Source organism: Pseudomonas sp. S2_F03 (genome assembly GCF_054668335.1).
In genome coordinates this window covers 2,727,042-2,742,508 of sequence record NZ_CP162759.1, presented here as the reverse complement: position 1 = coordinate 2,742,508, position 15,467 = coordinate 2,727,042, and the positions used below count along the sequence as shown (strand labels likewise).

12 protein-coding genes and 4 pseudogenes are annotated in these 15,467 nt (G+C 59.9%); 10 read left to right on the top strand and 6 right to left on the bottom strand.

What is annotated here, in order from left to right:
• Positions 1 to 5 precede the first annotated feature (5 nt).
• From AB4N76_RS12965 to AB4N76_RS12955, 3 genes and pseudogenes are all read right to left on the bottom strand, one after another.
• Positions 6 to 2,850: pseudogene (locus AB4N76_RS12965) on the bottom strand (class I adenylate cyclase).
• A 192-nt stretch (positions 2,851 to 3,042) separates the two neighbouring features.
• Positions 3,043 to 3,288, bottom strand: coding sequence for a TIGR02647 family protein (locus tag AB4N76_RS12960; protein ID WP_077431052.1), 246 nt, complete (start codon positions 3,286 to 3,288; stop codon positions 3,043 to 3,045).
• Between the two features lie 240 nt (positions 3,289 to 3,528).
• Positions 3,529 to 3,810: pseudogene (locus tag AB4N76_RS12955) on the bottom strand (hypothetical protein); the annotation flags it as partial.
• 124 nt (positions 3,811 to 3,934) lie between these two features.
• Here AB4N76_RS12955 and AB4N76_RS12950 point away from each other — a divergent pair.
• Positions 3,935 to 4,594: a glutathione S-transferase family protein gene (locus AB4N76_RS12950; protein ID WP_460164525.1), complete on the top strand. Its 660-nt coding sequence runs from the start codon at positions 3,935 to 3,937 to the stop codon at positions 4,592 to 4,594.
• Between the two features lie 106 nt (positions 4,595 to 4,700).
• On the opposite strand, the pseudogene argH reads toward AB4N76_RS12950, so the two are convergent.
• Positions 4,701 to 6,094: pseudogene (gene argH, locus AB4N76_RS12945) on the bottom strand (argininosuccinate lyase).
• A gap of 349 nt (positions 6,095 to 6,443) precedes the next feature.
• On the opposite strand from argH, the pseudogene AB4N76_RS12940 reads away from it, so the two are divergent.
• The 8 genes and pseudogenes from AB4N76_RS12940 to AB4N76_RS12905 all read left to right on the top strand — a co-directional run.
• Positions 6,444 to 6,554 (top strand): annotated as a pseudogene (locus tag AB4N76_RS12940) (hypothetical protein); the annotation flags it as partial.
• Positions 6,551 to 7,297, top strand: a complete 747-nt coding sequence (locus tag AB4N76_RS12935; RefSeq protein ID WP_046032227.1) for a LytR/AlgR family response regulator transcription factor — start codon at positions 6,551 to 6,553, stop codon at positions 7,295 to 7,297. The pseudogene AB4N76_RS12940 and the gene AB4N76_RS12935, both read left to right, overlap by 4 nt.
• A 139-nt stretch (positions 7,298 to 7,436) precedes the next feature.
• The gene (hemC, locus tag AB4N76_RS12930; protein ID WP_046032228.1) at positions 7,437 to 8,378 is read left to right on the top strand and encodes a hydroxymethylbilane synthase; all 942 of its coding nucleotides are present in this window, start codon (positions 7,437 to 7,439) and stop codon (positions 8,376 to 8,378) included.
• Positions 8,375 to 9,142, top strand: coding sequence for a uroporphyrinogen-III synthase (locus AB4N76_RS12925; protein ID WP_460164524.1), 768 nt, complete (start codon positions 8,375 to 8,377; stop codon positions 9,140 to 9,142). The genes hemC and AB4N76_RS12925 overlap by 4 nt, the downstream gene beginning before the upstream one ends.
• Before the next feature lie 16 nt (positions 9,143 to 9,158).
• Complete coding sequence (locus AB4N76_RS12920; protein WP_046032230.1) at positions 9,159 to 10,313, top strand: uroporphyrinogen-III C-methyltransferase; 1,155 nt, start codon at positions 9,159 to 9,161, stop codon at positions 10,311 to 10,313.
• Positions 10,310 to 11,548, top strand: coding sequence for a heme biosynthesis protein HemY (locus AB4N76_RS12915; protein WP_046032231.1), 1,239 nt, complete (start codon positions 10,310 to 10,312; stop codon positions 11,546 to 11,548). The genes AB4N76_RS12920 and AB4N76_RS12915 overlap by 4 nt, the downstream gene beginning before the upstream one ends.
• A 229-nt stretch (positions 11,549 to 11,777) precedes the next feature.
• Positions 11,778 to 12,329, top strand: coding sequence for a disulfide bond formation protein B (locus AB4N76_RS12910; RefSeq protein WP_046032232.1), 552 nt, complete (start codon positions 11,778 to 11,780; stop codon positions 12,327 to 12,329).
• Between the two features lie 177 nt (positions 12,330 to 12,506).
• Entirely contained in the window at positions 12,507 to 12,965 is a 459-nt protein-coding gene (locus AB4N76_RS12905) for an Rsd/AlgQ family anti-sigma factor (RefSeq protein WP_046032233.1), read from the top strand.
• Positions 12,966 to 13,023: 58 nt separating this feature from the next.
• Here AB4N76_RS12905 and AB4N76_RS12900 read toward each other — a convergent pair whose 3' ends face one another.
• Positions 13,024 to 13,689, bottom strand: a complete 666-nt coding sequence (locus tag AB4N76_RS12900; RefSeq protein ID WP_046032234.1) for an FKBP-type peptidyl-prolyl cis-trans isomerase — start codon at positions 13,687 to 13,689, stop codon at positions 13,024 to 13,026.
• 192 nt (positions 13,690 to 13,881) lie between these two features.
• Here AB4N76_RS12900 and AB4N76_RS12895 point away from each other — a divergent pair, with 192 nt between their 5' ends.
• Positions 13,882 to 14,994 (top strand): AlgP family protein, encoded by a 1,113-nt coding sequence (locus AB4N76_RS12895; RefSeq protein ID WP_460164523.1) that lies wholly within the window; start codon positions 13,882 to 13,884, stop codon positions 14,992 to 14,994.
• Here the strand turns inward: AB4N76_RS12895 and AB4N76_RS12890 are convergent.
• Positions 14,991 to 15,455, bottom strand: a complete 465-nt coding sequence (locus AB4N76_RS12890; protein ID WP_460164522.1) for a TIGR02444 family protein — start codon at positions 15,453 to 15,455, stop codon at positions 14,991 to 14,993. The genes AB4N76_RS12895 and AB4N76_RS12890 overlap by 4 nt on opposite strands.
• Positions 15,456 to 15,467: the final 12 nt, after the last annotated feature.

Sequence of the window (15,467 nt, the reverse complement as noted above, 5' to 3'; positions counted from 1 at the left end):
GCCCCTCAGACCTGTTCGAGTGCCTCGTTCAACGAGCGCTCCAGGTCAGCCTTGTAGCGCAGGTACAAATTGCTTGAATTCTGTTCGTCACCGGGCAGGCTCGAAAGGTCCAGGTCGGTGATGTAGCAGCGATAGCGTTCGGTTTCGCGACGCTGCTCGACGATTTCTTGTGCAACTACGCTGAACAGTTGGTCGCCATGTTCCAGTTCTGAAAACTCTCGTTGATTGCAATACAACGTCACCTGCACCTTTCCCGGTGCGGCTTTGCCGATGATCGCCTGGACGTCGTAGAACGGTTTGTTGACCGGCGTTTGCGGCGCGGGCCGCGCTTCGACCCGACGCGCTCGTCCGGGGCCGGAAGGCAGCAGTTGGTAATACAAGGTGTCGAGGCTCAGGGGCTGGGCCGCGTCCATCGGCAACAAGGCATCGCGTCGGTACTGAATCGATTGCAGGAAGCGTTGCAGTGGCACCAGCAGGCTTTGTTCATCGTGATAAGGCAAGCGTTGTTGCCACAGCGCATTGAATTCATCGAGGACATACAAGTCGGCCTGGTCTTCGTTGATTCGGTAGAACACCTGGATGCACTCGGGCTGCCCCATCGGCAGAAGCAGTGCCAGGTCGTGGTCTTCCAGTGCCATCGGGTCCAGGTGCAGCGGGCTGTACGCTATCAGTTCCTCGCCCAGGTAATCGATCAGTGCCGGCAAGGTGGCGAGGGCAACGTGATTGACCTGGCCGGGCACCAGCTCAAGCACGTGGTAGTGCTGCTGGACCTGAATCAGGTAACGGTGATTGAGATTGCTCAATAACAGGTTTTGCGCTGTATCGAGGACCTCTTCGACGCGTCGCGCAATGAACTGCGCGCGGTTGTGGCAGAAACAGCGAACCCGCAATCGAGGCTGCGCCAACCCGCTTGGAAGGTTGTTGAGGTAAGCGCGCAGGCAATCGAGCAGGGCGTGAGGGCCGTCGTAGCGGCTGACCAGCACTTCGTTCCAGCTGTTGAGCGTGACCTGGTCCAGCGTCAGCACCAGGTTTTCGCGCACCCCGGCGTAGCTCAACGAGTCGGTGCGCTCGGTGGTCATCAGAATGTTCAGATCGCGATGATGCTTGAGCGGGTCGACGCCAACGTTCACCAGAATCAACACCTCGCTCGGTACGCTGGCACGCAGCAACGGCTCCTCTGCAACGGTGGCCAAGGGGAGCGCAATGCTCTGTTGCAGGCTACCGAGCAGGTTGAACAGTTCGAACTCGCTCAAGTCGCTGGCGCCAGGGTGCAGGGCGAGCCGCGTGCTGCTGTCGATCACGCCATTGCGGTGGCACCAGGTGAGTAATTCAAGCAATTGCCGGCTGCGCTTTATCGGCGCGAAATGCTCCCACTCTTGAGCGGTCAGGCTGCCGTTGTACAAGCCCCACTGGGTTTGCCCCGGCTCTTTCTTGTTGGGCGCCTGCACCAGTGTCAGGGTGTCTTCGGCCAGGTCCGGGGCGATGCCCGGGTTGATGAACTCGACCTTGTCGGCCTTGCGCTCGAAGGCCGCGTACAGTCGCCGACCCAGCACGTTGAGGTCGCGCTTGTTGATCAGGCTGACGGTTTGTTCGCTACGGGCGAACTGGGTCAGGAAGCGGTAGCTGTAGTTCAGTTCGTTGACCAGGGCACGGCGTTCAGCGCTGACCTGGCGGACTTTCCACTGGCTGCGGCTATCAAGCAGCGCCAGTTGCCGTTGATCCCAGCCCCATTCTTGAGCCAGACGCTCCAGCAGTGAACGCTGCCAGCTCTGGAGCGCGGCTGCTGCCGGTGAGTTTGCGATTGACCTTCAGGTACAGGGCGCGCCGCACCAATTCCAGCCGTTCCGGTTCGCCCCGGGCCGTGAGGTATTCCTCGATGCGCCGGTAGACCACGATATAAGGGTCCAGCTCGTCGAGGTCCAGTTGATTGGCGAACACGGCTTGTTTGAAACGCAGGCTCAGGCAATGAACCTTGGGGTGTTCGCTGGCGTAGACCTCGGTCAGTAGCAGCTTGAGCACGGACTTGTAGGGGGACTCGATGCCCTTGAACAACTGCCAGAGGCCGGCGCCGATGAATTCGCCGGGCGGAATGTAGGCCAAATGCCCGAGGTCCAGGCTTTCGTCGGCGCGGATGAAGCGTTTGGACAAGAGGGTGTGGGTGTAGCGGTCGTAGGCGGACTCTTCGTAGACCGGCACCAGCCACCAGATTGGCGTACGGCCAGCCAGCCAGATCGCCGTGCGGTAGAACTCGTCCAGCAGCAAGTAGTGCTGGGTGGTGCCGCAGTCTTCGGAGCTCAGCTGGGTATCGCGCTCGCCGAGCACGAAGCGCGTCGGGTCGATCAGGAAAAAATGCGCCTCGGCGCCCAGGCTCGTGGCCCAGACCTCCAGCAGTTGGCACTTTTTGCGCAGCTCCGCGAGTTCGCTTTCGCTGAGGTCCGGCGCATGGCACACCCAGACGTCCATGTCGCTCTGATCGGCTTGAGCCAGCGTGCCAAGGCTGCCCATCAGGAACAGACCGTGGATCGGTCGCGGCGGGTTGCTGCCATGGCGCGGCTTGTAAGAAAACGAGCGGGTCAGGCGTTGGGCTTCAGCGAGGGCATTGGCGTCGGGCTCGAAGTTCGACAGCCCGGCTGGCGTGCTGCCGGAAACATACCCTGGCAACAACGGATGATTGACATGGAAAAACAGCGGCAGCAGCGTCAGCACGGTTTGCTGGCGGGTCGACAACCCCTCCATGGCACGGGCCATGCGACCTTCATTGAGTTTTAGAAAGCGTGCGCGCAGTTGGCTCAGAACCTTGCGGTCGATTCCCTCGTCCAGATCGGGGCGTATTTCATGGTTGCGGGTCATGTCGGCTCAAACCGGCTCGCGAGGCTCGGACGTGGGGTCGGCGGATGAGGGGCAGTTTAGCGCCTCGGGCCTGGCACTTTTAAGCTGAATTTGGATTTTGACGTCAGATTTATATCGCGGGTTGATGGCGGCTCAGCAAGTTTGCCCGCGGAAATCCCGTCGCAGGGGTTTCCGTGGGCGATGCGGTGATCTTCAGGCTGTTTCTGCGACACTCAGAATGGTCAGTACTGTTTGCACATTTTGTGCGGCATCACGCCCCAGGCTGGTCAGGTAACCGCCGTCGGGCTGGTCGATCAGTTCCTTTTCATGCAGGCGTTTGGCGGCGGCGATGTGTTTCGGGGCAGCGGTCTGATGAATTTTCAAACCTTCCTGGGAACTGTCCAGGTTGAAGAGTGCGAGGACTTCCAGTTCGGCAACCAACTCAGGGGTAAGCGACATAAGGACTCCAGACTTTCTAGGAATTGGACGACAGCGCCCCTAAGGTGAGCCCACTTGTGCGGCATGTCCAGTGCTCGCGACAGGGATTTTTCGCCTCGGGAAGCATTCCCCGGCAGGAGGTGCGGCAGCGGGGTGCTGTAGGAGCAAGGCTTGCCCGCGATTGCCGCGCCGCGACCTGTCAGACGGATCGTGCCATCGTTCATCGCGGGCAAGCCTTGCTCCTACCGGTTTCTGACTTACTTCTTTTTCCGGCGGCAGTTCTGGTAGCGCGCGCAGTGCCGTTTCGTACCATTCTGTGTTGAACGCGCGGTCTTCTTCGAGGATCGCGTCGATTTCTACCGCTAAAACGTGGGCCATCAGGTTGAGGATTTCTTCCCGCTCGTAACCCACCAGGGTCAACTTGTTGAACGTTGCCTTGGCTGCAGGCGGGTTATCGCTTTCGATCTGGTTTTCGATGGCTTCGATCAGGGTGTTTTCGGTGAACTCTTCTTCGTCGTTATCGATGTCTGTCGGCTCGCTCATGGCAGGCTCCTCAAGTTAAGGCGGCCAGTTTACCTGCATTCAGCGCTGTGATGCTGCTGGCAAGAATCGCTGCGACGTTCTATAAATCAGGACTGCCAACCCCGCAGGGCCTGGAGGCTTTGTGATGCTCAAGCTTTATGGATTTTCCGTCAGCAACTACTACAACATGGTCAAACTGGCGCTGCTCGAGAAGGGACTGCCGTTCGAAGAAGTGGCGTTTTATGGCGGTACTACCCCGCAAGCACTGGCCATCAGCCCGCGCGGTAAAGTGCCGGTGCTGCACACCGAGCACGGTTTTATCAATGAAACCGCGGTGATTCTCGAATACATCGAGCAGAGCCAGCAAGGCACGCCGCTGCTGCCAAGCGATCCTTTCGAGCGTGCGCAAACCCTGGCGCTGGCCAAGGAAATCGAGCTGTACATCGAGTTGCCGGCGCGCATGTGCTACGGCGAGGCGTTTTTTGGCGTGCAGATACCAGAGGCGATCAAGGAGCGGACCAAAGCCGAGCTGTTGCTGGGTTTTGCCTCGTTGGCCCGGCACGGCAAATTCGCCCCGTATGTGGCGGGCGACAGCTTGAGCGTGGCGGATTTGTATTTCCTTTATAGCGTGCCGCTGGCCAGTGCCGTGGGGCAGAAGCTGTTTGGTATCGATCTGTTGGCAGAAATGCCGGAGGCAAAAGCGCTGTTGCAGCGGCTTGAGCAGAATCCGCATGTGCAGAAGATTGCAGCGGACAAGGAAGCGGCAATGCCGGCGTTTTTGGCGATGATCGCGGCCAAGAAGTGAGTTTTTAGTGCTCTGAAGTCAGTCATCGCGAGCAGGCTTACTCCTACAATGGAATGCGTTCCCCTGTAGGAGTGAGCCTGCTCCGGGCGGCGCTCCGACGATGCTTTTAGCGGCTAGCCAGAAGTGCCTGACCGCGCGCAACAGCGGCCTTTACCTGCGCCGGTGCAGTGCCGCCGATATGGTTGCGAGCGTTCACCGAACCTTCCAGCGTCAACACCGCAAATACGTCCTGATCGATCTGGTCGCTGAATTTACGCAGCTCTTCCAGGCTCATTTCCGCCAGATCCTTACCGCTTTCCACGCCATACTTCACGGCGTGGCCAACGATTTCGTGGCAGTCGCGGAACGGCAGGCCACGGCGTACCAGGTAGTCAGCCAGGTCGGTGGCAGTGGAGAAACCGCGCAACGCTGCTTCGCGCATCATTGCGTGCTTGGGTTTGATGGCCGGGATCATGTCGGCAAAGGCGCGCAACGAATCGCGCAGGGTATCGGCGGCATCGAACAGCGGCTCTTTGTCTTCCTGGTTGTCCTTGTTGTAGGCCAGCGGCTGGCCCTTCATCAAGGTCAGCAGGCCCATCAGAGCGCCGAAGACGCGGCCGGACTTGCCACGAACCAGTTCCGGTACGTCAGGGTTTTCTTTTGCGGCATGATCGAACTGCCAGTGCAGAAGCGGTCCGGCAGATCAATGAACTGGAACTGCGCGCTGGTCCACAGCACCAGCTCTTCGGAGAAACGCGACAAGTGCATCATCGCGATGCTTGCCGCCGAGCAGAACTCGATGGCGAAGTCACGATCGGACACGTTGTCCAGCGAGTTGCCGCCGACGGCGTCGAAGCCCAGCAGCTGCGCGGTGTATTCGCGGTCGATCGGGTAGGTGGTGCCAGCCAGCGCGGCGCTGCCCAATGGCATGCGGTTGGTGCGCTTGCGGCAGTCGACCAGGCGCTCGTAGTCGCGGCTGAGCATTTCGAACCAGGCCAGCATGTGGTGCCCGAAGGTCACTGGCTGCGCGGTTTGCAGGTGAGTGAAGCCCGGCATGATGCTGCCTGCCTCGCGCTCGGCCTGTTCCAGCAAGCCTTTTTGCAGGCGGGTGATTTCGGCGAGGATCAGATCGATCTCGTCACGCAGCCACAGGCGGATGTCGGTGGCGACCTGGTCGTTACGACTACGGCCGGTGTGCAGTTTCTTGCCGGTGACGCCGATGCGGTCGGTCAGGCGTGCCTCGATGTTCATGTGCACGTCTTCGAGGTCGATGCGCCAGTCGAACTGGCCGGCCTCGATTTCGCCCTGAATGGTGTTCAGGCCATCGATGATGCTGTCGCGCTCGGCATCGGTCAGCACGCCGACCTTGGCCAGCATGGTGGCGTGGGCGATCGAGCCCATGATGTCGTGGCGATACAGGCGCTGGTCGAAAGTGACGGAGGCGGTGAAGCGGGCGACGAAGGCGTCGACGGGTTCACTGAAGCGGCCGCCCCAGGACTGATTGGTCTTGTCAGTGCTCATGAATTCGCTCGTATCGGCTGGAGAAAAGTGACGTTGAAAGCTGTCGCGGATAATAACAGGGTTGCCAATCCTGTCGCTGACACTGGTCGATACGTTTTTTCTTATACCTCGGTCCATACTCAAGGTGAAAGTTTGGAAAATTGCGCAACGATATTTTTCAATTGAGCAATAACGTCCCGGCAACCGTCTACAGTTGGACAGTAGGAACTGCGCACTTCTCGGTGCGGCCACTGACTATAAGAAGAGGGGGTGTTCATATTGTGTATCGGAAAACCCACGGCGATATCTCGCCAACGCGGGCCAGAGCCTCCAGTCACGCGGCAGTTGAAAATTTAGCCGCCGATCTCGCGGCACTTTTGGCCCTCGCGCTAGTCTTAGCGTGGATCGCGGTGACGGACGTCACTTCACCTGTCTACGCTATCCTTGTGCGAGACTCACGCAGGAATCCAGCGCAATATGAATGTCCTGATCGTTGATGACGAACCCCTGGCCCGCGAGCGCCTGAGCCGAATGGTCGGTGAACTCGAGGGATACAGTGTCCTGGAGCCTAGCGCCACGAACGGCGAAGAGGCGTTGGCACTGATCGACAGCCACAAACCGGATATCGTGTTGCTCGATATCCGCATGCCAGGCCTTGATGGCCTGCAAGTGGCTGCGCGGTTGTGCGAACGCGAAACTCCGCCCGCTGTGGTGTTTTGTGCAGGACCCGATGAATTTGCCGTGGAAGCCTTACAGGCCAGCGCCGTAGGCTATGTGGTGAAACCCGTGCGTACTGAACATCTTCACGAAGCATTAAAGAAAGCCGAGCGCCCCAATCGCCTCCAGCTCGCCGCCCTGACTCGCCCCGCCGCCGAAAGTGGCAGCGGTCCCCGCAGTCATATCAGCGCGCGAACCCGCAAAGGCATCGAGCTGATCCCGTTGGATCAGGTGGTCTACTTCATTGCCGATCACAAATACGTGACCCTGCGCCACGAAGGTGGCGAGGTGTTGCTGGATGAACCGCTCAAGGCCCTTGAGGATGAGTTCGGCGACCGATTCGTGCGTATTCACCGCAACGCTCTGGTCGCCCGCGAACGTATCGAGCGCTTGCAACGCACGCCTCTGGGGCATTTCCAGCTGTTTCTCAAAGGCCTGAACGGTGATGCATTGATCGTCAGTCGGCGCCATGTGGCCGGCGTGCGCAAAATGATGCAGCAGCTTTAACTCGCCGTTCGCAGGCGGGTTGCATCGCTGATTGCGGACAATCCCGGGCCAGGGAGGCCACGCAGTATCTGATACAAGTCAAAGTGGATTTGGCTGAGCTGTTATTATCCGCCGTATCTATTTCAGTACGGATTGATCCATGTCCTCTCGCGAAATCCGCATCGCCACCCGCAAAAGCGCCCTGGCCCTATGGCAGGCCGAATACGTCAAAGCCCGTCTGGAAGAGGCCCATCCTGGCCTGCTCGTGACGTTGGTGCCCATGGTCAGTCGCGGCGACAAGTTGCTGGACTCTCCGCTGTCGAAAATCGGCGGCAAGGGTTTGTTCGTCAAAGAACTGGAAACCGCGCTGCTGGAAAATGAAGCCGACATCGCTGTGCACTCCATGAAAGACGTGCCGATGGACTTCCCCGAAGGGCTCGGCCTGTTTTGCATCTGTGAGCGCGAAGACCCTCGCGATGCTTTCGTCTCAAACACGTACGCCAGCCTGGATGAATTGCCCCCGGGCAGTATCGTCGGCACGTCCAGCCTGCGCCGTCAGGCCCAGTTGCTCACCCGTCGTCCGGACCTGGAAATCCGTTTCCTGCGTGGCAACGTCAATACGCGCCTGGCCAAGCTCGATGCCGGTGAATACGACGCCATCATCCTTGCCGCGGCGGGCTTGATTCGCCTGGGCTTCGAAGACCGTATTACGTCGGCGATCAGCGTCGACGACAGCTTGCCTGCTGGTGGACAAGGCGCAGTCGGTATCGAATGCCGCACAGCCGACAGCGAAATTCACACCTTGCTGGCACCGTTGCACCATCAGGACACCGCCACTCGCGTGACGGCCGAACGTGCCCTCAACAAACACTTGAACGGCGGCTGCCAGGTCCCCATCGCCTGCTATGCCGTGCTTGAAGGTGAGCAGGTCTGGTTGCGTGGCCTGGTCGGAGATCCGAACGGTGGCCTGTTGCTCAGCGCCGAGGGCCGTGCGCCACGTGCAGATGCCGAAACCCTGGGTGTGAAAGTCGCCGAGGATCTTCTGAGTCAGGGCGCCAACGACATTCTGAAAGCGGTCTACGGCGAGGCAGGTCACGAGTGACAGGTTGGCGCCTGCTGCTGACGCGCCCTGCGGATGAGTCAGCGGCGCTGGGCCGTGCGTTGGCCGAAGCGGGGATTTTCAGCAGCTGCTTGCCGCTTTTGGAAATCGGTCCGATTGCTGTCTCTGACACCATGCGCGAGGTGATCCGGAAACTGGATCGCTTCAGCGCGGTAATTGTCGTCAGCAAACCGGCTGCCAGAATCGGCGTCGACCTGCTCGGCCAATTCTGGCCTCGGCCACCGTCACTGAAGTGGTTCAGCGTAGGCGCAGCCACCGCACAGATCCTCGATGAAAGTGGTCTGGATGTGAGCTTCCCGGCCGAGGGTGACGACAGTGAAGCCTTGCTTGAACTTGCTACTTTGCGCGAGGCTATTGCCGGGCCTGAACCGCGGGTGCTGATCATGCGCGGGGAGGGTGGTCGCGAGCTACTGGCTGAGCGTTTGCGCGAGCTTGGTGCTAGTGTCGAGTATCTGGAGTTGTACCGTCGCAGATTGCCTGAATACCCGGCTGCGGAGCTGGTCGAGCGGGTCCGGGCGGAACGCTTGAACGGGCTGGTGGTCAGCAGTGGGCAAGGTTTTGAGCACCTGCATCAACTGGCCGGCGATGCCTGGCCACAGTTGGCGCGGTTGCCGTTGTTTGTTCCAAGCCCCAGGGTCGCCGAGCTGGCACGCGCTGCCGGGGCCCAAACAGTTGTGGATTGTCGCGGCGCCAGTGCCGCGGCTTTGCTGGCGGCGTTGCGGGAGCATCCCGAACCCGTTCTCTAATGCAAAGGATGGATACGTGAGCGAAACTGCCTTGCCTAAAGATGACGACCAGCCAGTGCGTGATGCACAGGTTGAAACTCCGGTTGAAACGGCGCCACCTGCTGACGTGCAGCGCCGAGGCAATGGGCTGGCAATCGTCGCACTGCTGCTGGGTGCTGCCGGGGTCGCCGTGGGCGGTTGGGGTGTCTGGCAGGTGCGTCACCTGCAAGCCAATAACCAGCAACAACTGGCTCAGGTGCAGGCGCTGAACGATCAGGCGCAAAGCCTCAAGCTCAACGAGCAGCGCATTACTGCACGGCTGGAGCAGTTGCCTGCCGTCGATGAGCTGGAAGCGCGCAGCCGCCTGGTGACGCAGTTGCAGGGCGATCAACAACGCCTGAACCAGCGACTTGAAACCATCCTCGGTGCCAGCCGCAAAGATTGGCGCCTGGCCGAGGCCGAGCATTTGCTGCGTCTGGCCAGCCTGCGACTCTCGGCATTGCAAGACATCAGCAGCGCCCAGGCGTTGGTGCAGGGTGCCGACGATATTCTTCGTGAACAGAACGATCCGGGCTCTTTTGCCGCTCGCGAGCAAGTGGCCAAAACCCTGGTGGCGTTGCGCAGCACCGAGCAACCGGATCGCACCGGGTTGTTCCTGAGACTGGGCGCTTTGCGTGATCAGGTGATTGACCTCACCGAACTGGCGCCCGAGTACAAGGACCGGGGTGAATCACTGCTGGGCCTGACCGCCGATGGTGACGGTGCCAGTCGCTGGGCGCAGTGGTGGGATCAGATCTCCCGCTACATCCGCATCGACTTCAATGCTGACAAAAATGTGCGTCCATTGTTGGCCGGGCAGAGCCTGAGCCAGGTGCGCCTGGCCCTGAGCCTGGCGCTGGAGCAGGCGCAATGGGCCGCGCTCAATGGTCAGGCTGCGGTTTACACCCAGGCGCTGGCGGAAGCGCGGGATGTGTTGACCGGCAACTTCAATCCGGACAACCCCCAGAGCAAAGTGATGCTTGAGCAGGTTGGCGAGTTGAGCACACAACGGGTCACCGTGGTGACGCCGGACCTGACCGGCACGCTGAGCGCGGTTCAGGGGTATCTGGAGCGGCGTAACGTCAACGCCGAGGACTCGATCAAGCCGATGGCTAAGCCTGCCGCAGGTACCGCTCAGGAAGCAACGCCATGAAACGTCTCTATGTGATCGTGTTCCTGGTGATCGCCGCGGCTGCCGCGCTAGGGTTGGCGATTGCCGAACATGCCGGTTACGTGCTGATTGCCTACAAAAGTTTTCGTTATGAATCGAGCCTGTGGGCGACGCTGGCGTTGGTCGCGGTCCTGTGGCTGCTGTTTTGGGGCATCAAGGTGCTGGTTGAGCTGGTGATGACGTCCAGTGGCGTGGTCAATCCCTGGTCGAACCGAAATCGCAGTCGCCGCGTGCAAGTGGCGATAGAACACGGTCAGCTGGATTTGGCGGAAGGTCGCTGGGCAAGTGCGCAGCGTCATTTGCAACGGGCTGCGGAGGCCGAACGCCAACCGCTGCTTTACTACCTCGGCGCGGCTCGCGCCGCGAACGAACAAGGTCACTACGAAGAAAGCGACAATCTGCTGGAGCGTGCACTAGAGCGCCAGCCGCAGGCCGAACTGGCGATCGCCTTGAACCATGCACAATTGCAGACTGACCGGGGCGATACCGACGGTGCGCTTGCGGCCCTTCAAGCCATGCATGAGCGTCATCCGCACAACGCGCAGATGCTGCGACAGCTACAGCGTCTGCTTCAGCAGCGTGGCGACTGGTCGGCGGTGATTCGCCTGTTGCCCGAGCTGCGCAAGGATAAAGTCCTGCCGCCCGCTGAACTGGCTGAACTGGAGCGTCGTGCGTGGGGTGAGAACCTGTCCCTGGCGGCGCATCGGGAAGACGATGGCAAGGTTGGTCTGCAATCGCTCAACCGCGCCTGGCAGCAGCTCACTTCGGCTCAGCGTCAGGAACCTCAGCTGGTGCTGGCGTATGCCGAGCAATTGCGGCAGCTGGGCGCGCAGGTCGAAGCGGAAGAGGTTTTGCGCACGACCCTCAAACGTAAATACGACAGTCATCTGGCGCGTCTTTACGGACTGGTTCGCGGCAGCGATCCGGCTCGGCAGTTGCAAACGGCTGAGGGCTGGCTCAAGGATCATCCGGCCGACCCAAGCCTGTTGCTGACACTGGGTCGCTTGTGTCTGCAAAACAGCCTGTGGGGCAAGGCGCGTGATTACCTGGAAAGCAGCCTGCGGGTTCAGCGTAACCCGGAAGCCTGCGCGGAACTGGCGCGGCTACTGGCACAGCTCGGTGACACGCAACGCAGTAATCAGCTGTTTCAGGAAGGCCTGGGCATGCTCGATGAGCGCCTGCTGGCAGCACCGCTGCCGACGTTGGCTCACGCTTGAAGTCTTGGGCAAGGGTCGCTCGAAAGGGCGATCCGCATGCTCAAAATTCTTCTGGTGTTTGGCTTTGTAGTCTTTGATCGGCCTTGTCCTACATGGGACTACACCAATTCCTCTCGACGCCGTCGGGAATTCCCTACGCTTCTGGTGAAGTGTCCGTGCAGACCTGCCTTGAAAGGCCGGCGCGCTTTCCTCTACCGTAACCACCTGTCTCTATTGGTACGGAAATGCCATGTCTTTGGCCTGCTCACGCTCCTTGTTTTTCATGGTTTTCATTACAGGCTCCCTGGCCTTGGGCGTTTCCTATTACCTGGAATATGCGGTCGGACTCAAACCCTGCGGCTTGTGCCTTTTGCAACGGCTTTGCCTGGCGTTGCTAACGGGTATCAGCCTGGCAGCCTCGGTGCTGGGGCCTGGGCGCTTTGGATCGTTCCTGTATTGGTTGTCCGGATTTTTCTGCAGCCTCGTGGGCACAGCTACGGCGTGGCGGCAGATTTTGCGGCAAAGTGATCCGGCGCATCAGCTAACGACGTGCTCGTCCAGCCTGGAGACGATGTACCAAAGCCTGCCCTGGGTATGCCGGGTCACGCAGATGTTTAAAGGGGAGGGCGATTGTGACGAGATTTCCTGGACGTTGTTCGATCTGAGCATTCCGGAATGGAGCCTGCTGCTCTTTGTCGCGATGACGATTCTGGGGAGCTATCAGTTGCTTCGCATCGTCTGGCTTGCGTGTGAACGACCGCTCAGCGGCAAGTCGTCGCACCGGGTGCGGATGGGCGATTAAACACTTGTATGAACTTTATCGCCTGCGTACCTTGAAGCCACAGTCGCGCGGGCATAATCTGGCCCGCACGTGTCATTGGAATTATGTTGCTCGATGACGCTCTGCCTGACCGCCCACTGACGTAACAAGAGGCGAGCAGGCATAGAGCAGCTGACCCACAAGGGAAGAGAGATCACCATGCTCGAAAGTTGTCAGAATGCTCAGGAACGCTGGGGCGGAGTGCACCTGCTGATCGATCGTTGGTTGCAGGAGCGTCACGAACTGGTTCGGGCCTATGATGCTCTCGGCGCCAAGCCTGAGGCTCTGGGCGAGAATCGCAAGCCGTTGCAGGAATTCTGCGGCGTGCTGGTCGATTATGTGTCGGCGGGGCATTTCGAGATCTACGAACAGCTCACAGGTGAAGCCAAGGCATTTGGCGACACGCGTGGTCTGGAGCTGGCCGAGACTATTTACCCGCGCATCGACGTCATCACCGAGAAGCTGCTGGCGTTCAACGACCTGTGCGATGAAGGCAAATGCGTCGCGGAGAAATTCAAGGAGTTGGGTGGCCTGTTGCACGAACGCTTCGAGCTGGAAGATTGCTTGATCGAAGTGCTGCATACCGCTCACAAGGAAGAGGATTCGGTTCAGGCCTGAACCTATTCCCGCAGGCTAAAAACGGTGCGCTATGCGCGCCGTTTTTTGTGCCTGCGATTCAGCTGGTGGCGCCGCGCAATTCGACTTCAAATACCAGCGGCGTGAACGGTGCGATCAGGTCGCCGGCACCGTCCGCGCCGTAAGCCTGGGACGATGGAATCACCAGGCGCCATTTCGCACCGACGGGCATGTTTTGCAGTGCACTGCGCCAACCGCTGATGACGCTGTCGAGACTGAACCACTGTGGCGAACTGTTCTGATCGAACACGGTGCCATCGGGCAGGCGTCCGATATACAAAACCTGCACCTTGCCGTTAGGGCCAGCCTTGGCTCCCGTGCCGGGAGTCAGCTCCGTCAGCAACACGCCATCAGCCAATTCCCGAACACCCGGCTTGGCTTTTTCTTCGGTGAGAAAGCGCTGCTCTTTTTCGAGTGCGGCCTCGCTTTGCGGGAGGGCGGGTTGCTCGGCGAGTTGGGCCTCATGCTCGGCCAGGATCTGGTCGATCTGTTCGTCTTTCAATGCCAGCGGCTTGCCTTGATACGCTTGTTGCAGACCTTCCAGCAGTGCCTGAAGTTGCAAATCCGGAACCTCCTGGCGAAGGCGTTCGCCCAGGCTCGCGCCGAGGCTGTAAGCAAGATCGTGAGCGTTTTTTGCGGCGGTTTTTTCGTCGGCTTGAGCCACCGAAAAAATCACGCACAGCGATAAAAAAAGGTAGCGCGACATGGGCACTCTCCGACCTGGGATGCGGTGGATTATGCCAGTGTGATTGCGCAGAAAGGTGAACTGGTTTTGCGCAAGCGCAGAAGATTTTCGATTCGTTGCAACGCAGCGCTTTGGATACTGTCAACATGCCCTAGCGGCGGTAGCAGCAGAGGTCTAGTATGAGCCGCACCCACGTCAGCCAGGAGGTAAACCATGTCGGCCACCAAGAAGCCTGTAAATACCCCGTTGCACTTACTCCAACAACTCTCGGGCAGCCTGCTCGAGCATCTGGAAAACGCTTGTTCCCAAGCCTTGGCTGATGCTGAAAAACTGCTCGCCAAACTGGAAAAGCAGCGCGGAAAAGCGCAAGAGAAACTGCACAAATCCCGTACCAAATTGCAGGACGCTGCGTCGGCCGGCAAGGCCAAGGCACAAGCCAAAGCCAAGGACGCAGTGAAAGAGCTTGAGGAGTTGCTCGATGCCCTCAAGGATCGTCAGTCGGAAACTCGCGGCTACATTCTGCAACTCAAGCGTGATGCTCAGGAAAGCCTGAAATTGGCCCAGGGCGTCGGTCGCGTTCAAGAGGCTGTCAGCAAGGCGTTGTCCCTGCGTGCAGCCAAGCCTGCTGCGGCACCTGCCAAGAAAGCCGCTGCCAAACCCGCTGCTGCAAAAGCACCGGCCAAGCCTGCTGCCAAACCCGCCGCCAAAGCGCCGGTGAAAGCCGCAGCCAAACCTGCCGCCAAACCGGCGGTGAAAAAACCAGTCGCTGCCAGCGCTGCGAAGCCTGCTGCCAAACCTGCCGCAAAACCAGCGGCGAAAACTGCAGCCGCCGCGAGAACCGCGGCTGCCAAAGCGCCTGCCGCCAAACCTGCTGTGGCAAGAACTGCAGCAGCCAAGCCAGCAGCCAAGCCAGCAGCCAAGTCAGCCGCAAAACCGGCTGTTAAAACTGCTGCTGCGAAACCGGCCGCTAAACCTGCCGTGGCCAAAACCGCTGCCGCGAAACCAGCCGCAAAACCGGCAGTAAAAACCGCAGCAAAACCTGCCGCTAAAATCGCGGCCAAACCTGCTGCCGCCAAGCCAGCCGCTGCCGCGAAACCAGCAGCCAAACCAGCTGTTGCCAAGCCTGTTGCAAAACCAACGGCCAAGCCTGCTGCAGTCAAGCCAGCCGCAAAACCCGTCGCTGCCAAACCAATCGCCGCTGCCAAGCCAGTGACGCCAGCGCCAGTTGCATCGACTGCACCCGCCGCAACCACCTCGACAACCACGCCTGCGCCAACGCCAGCCGCACTGTCGAACTCCAGCACCAACCCAACCAGCGCTTCCTAAGTGCCGGTTACCGCGACGCGCAGCTCAAGCAGCGCGTCGCGGTCCAGGTTGGCGGCGCCTGCCGCCATACCTTCCAGCCAGGCCGTTAGATCGGTCGCCTCATTCAGCGGCCAGCCCTGCGCCGATCGCTCCAGTCGCAACAACAGATGTCGCTCGGCTTCCAGTTCCAGTGCCTGCACTTGCTCGCGCAATTTTTTCAGCTCGGAGTCCTTCGTTGCGACGGCTTTCCAGCGCATGCGCAATGCGCGCAACGGTTGCACGACATCCCCATCCCAAGGTTCCGCCACCGCGCGCAGCCTCTTGATTCGATGCTCATTGCAGGCGACGCCACGCTCCCCCAGCCACAATCCACAGAGCAGCAAACACACATTCACGCCGGCCGACTGCAGTTGCAGGCACGCGTGTTCAACGCCGGGACGGGCGTAAGTCGTCAGGGAAAAGCTCCACAGGTCAGAGGACATAGTGCTACTCGC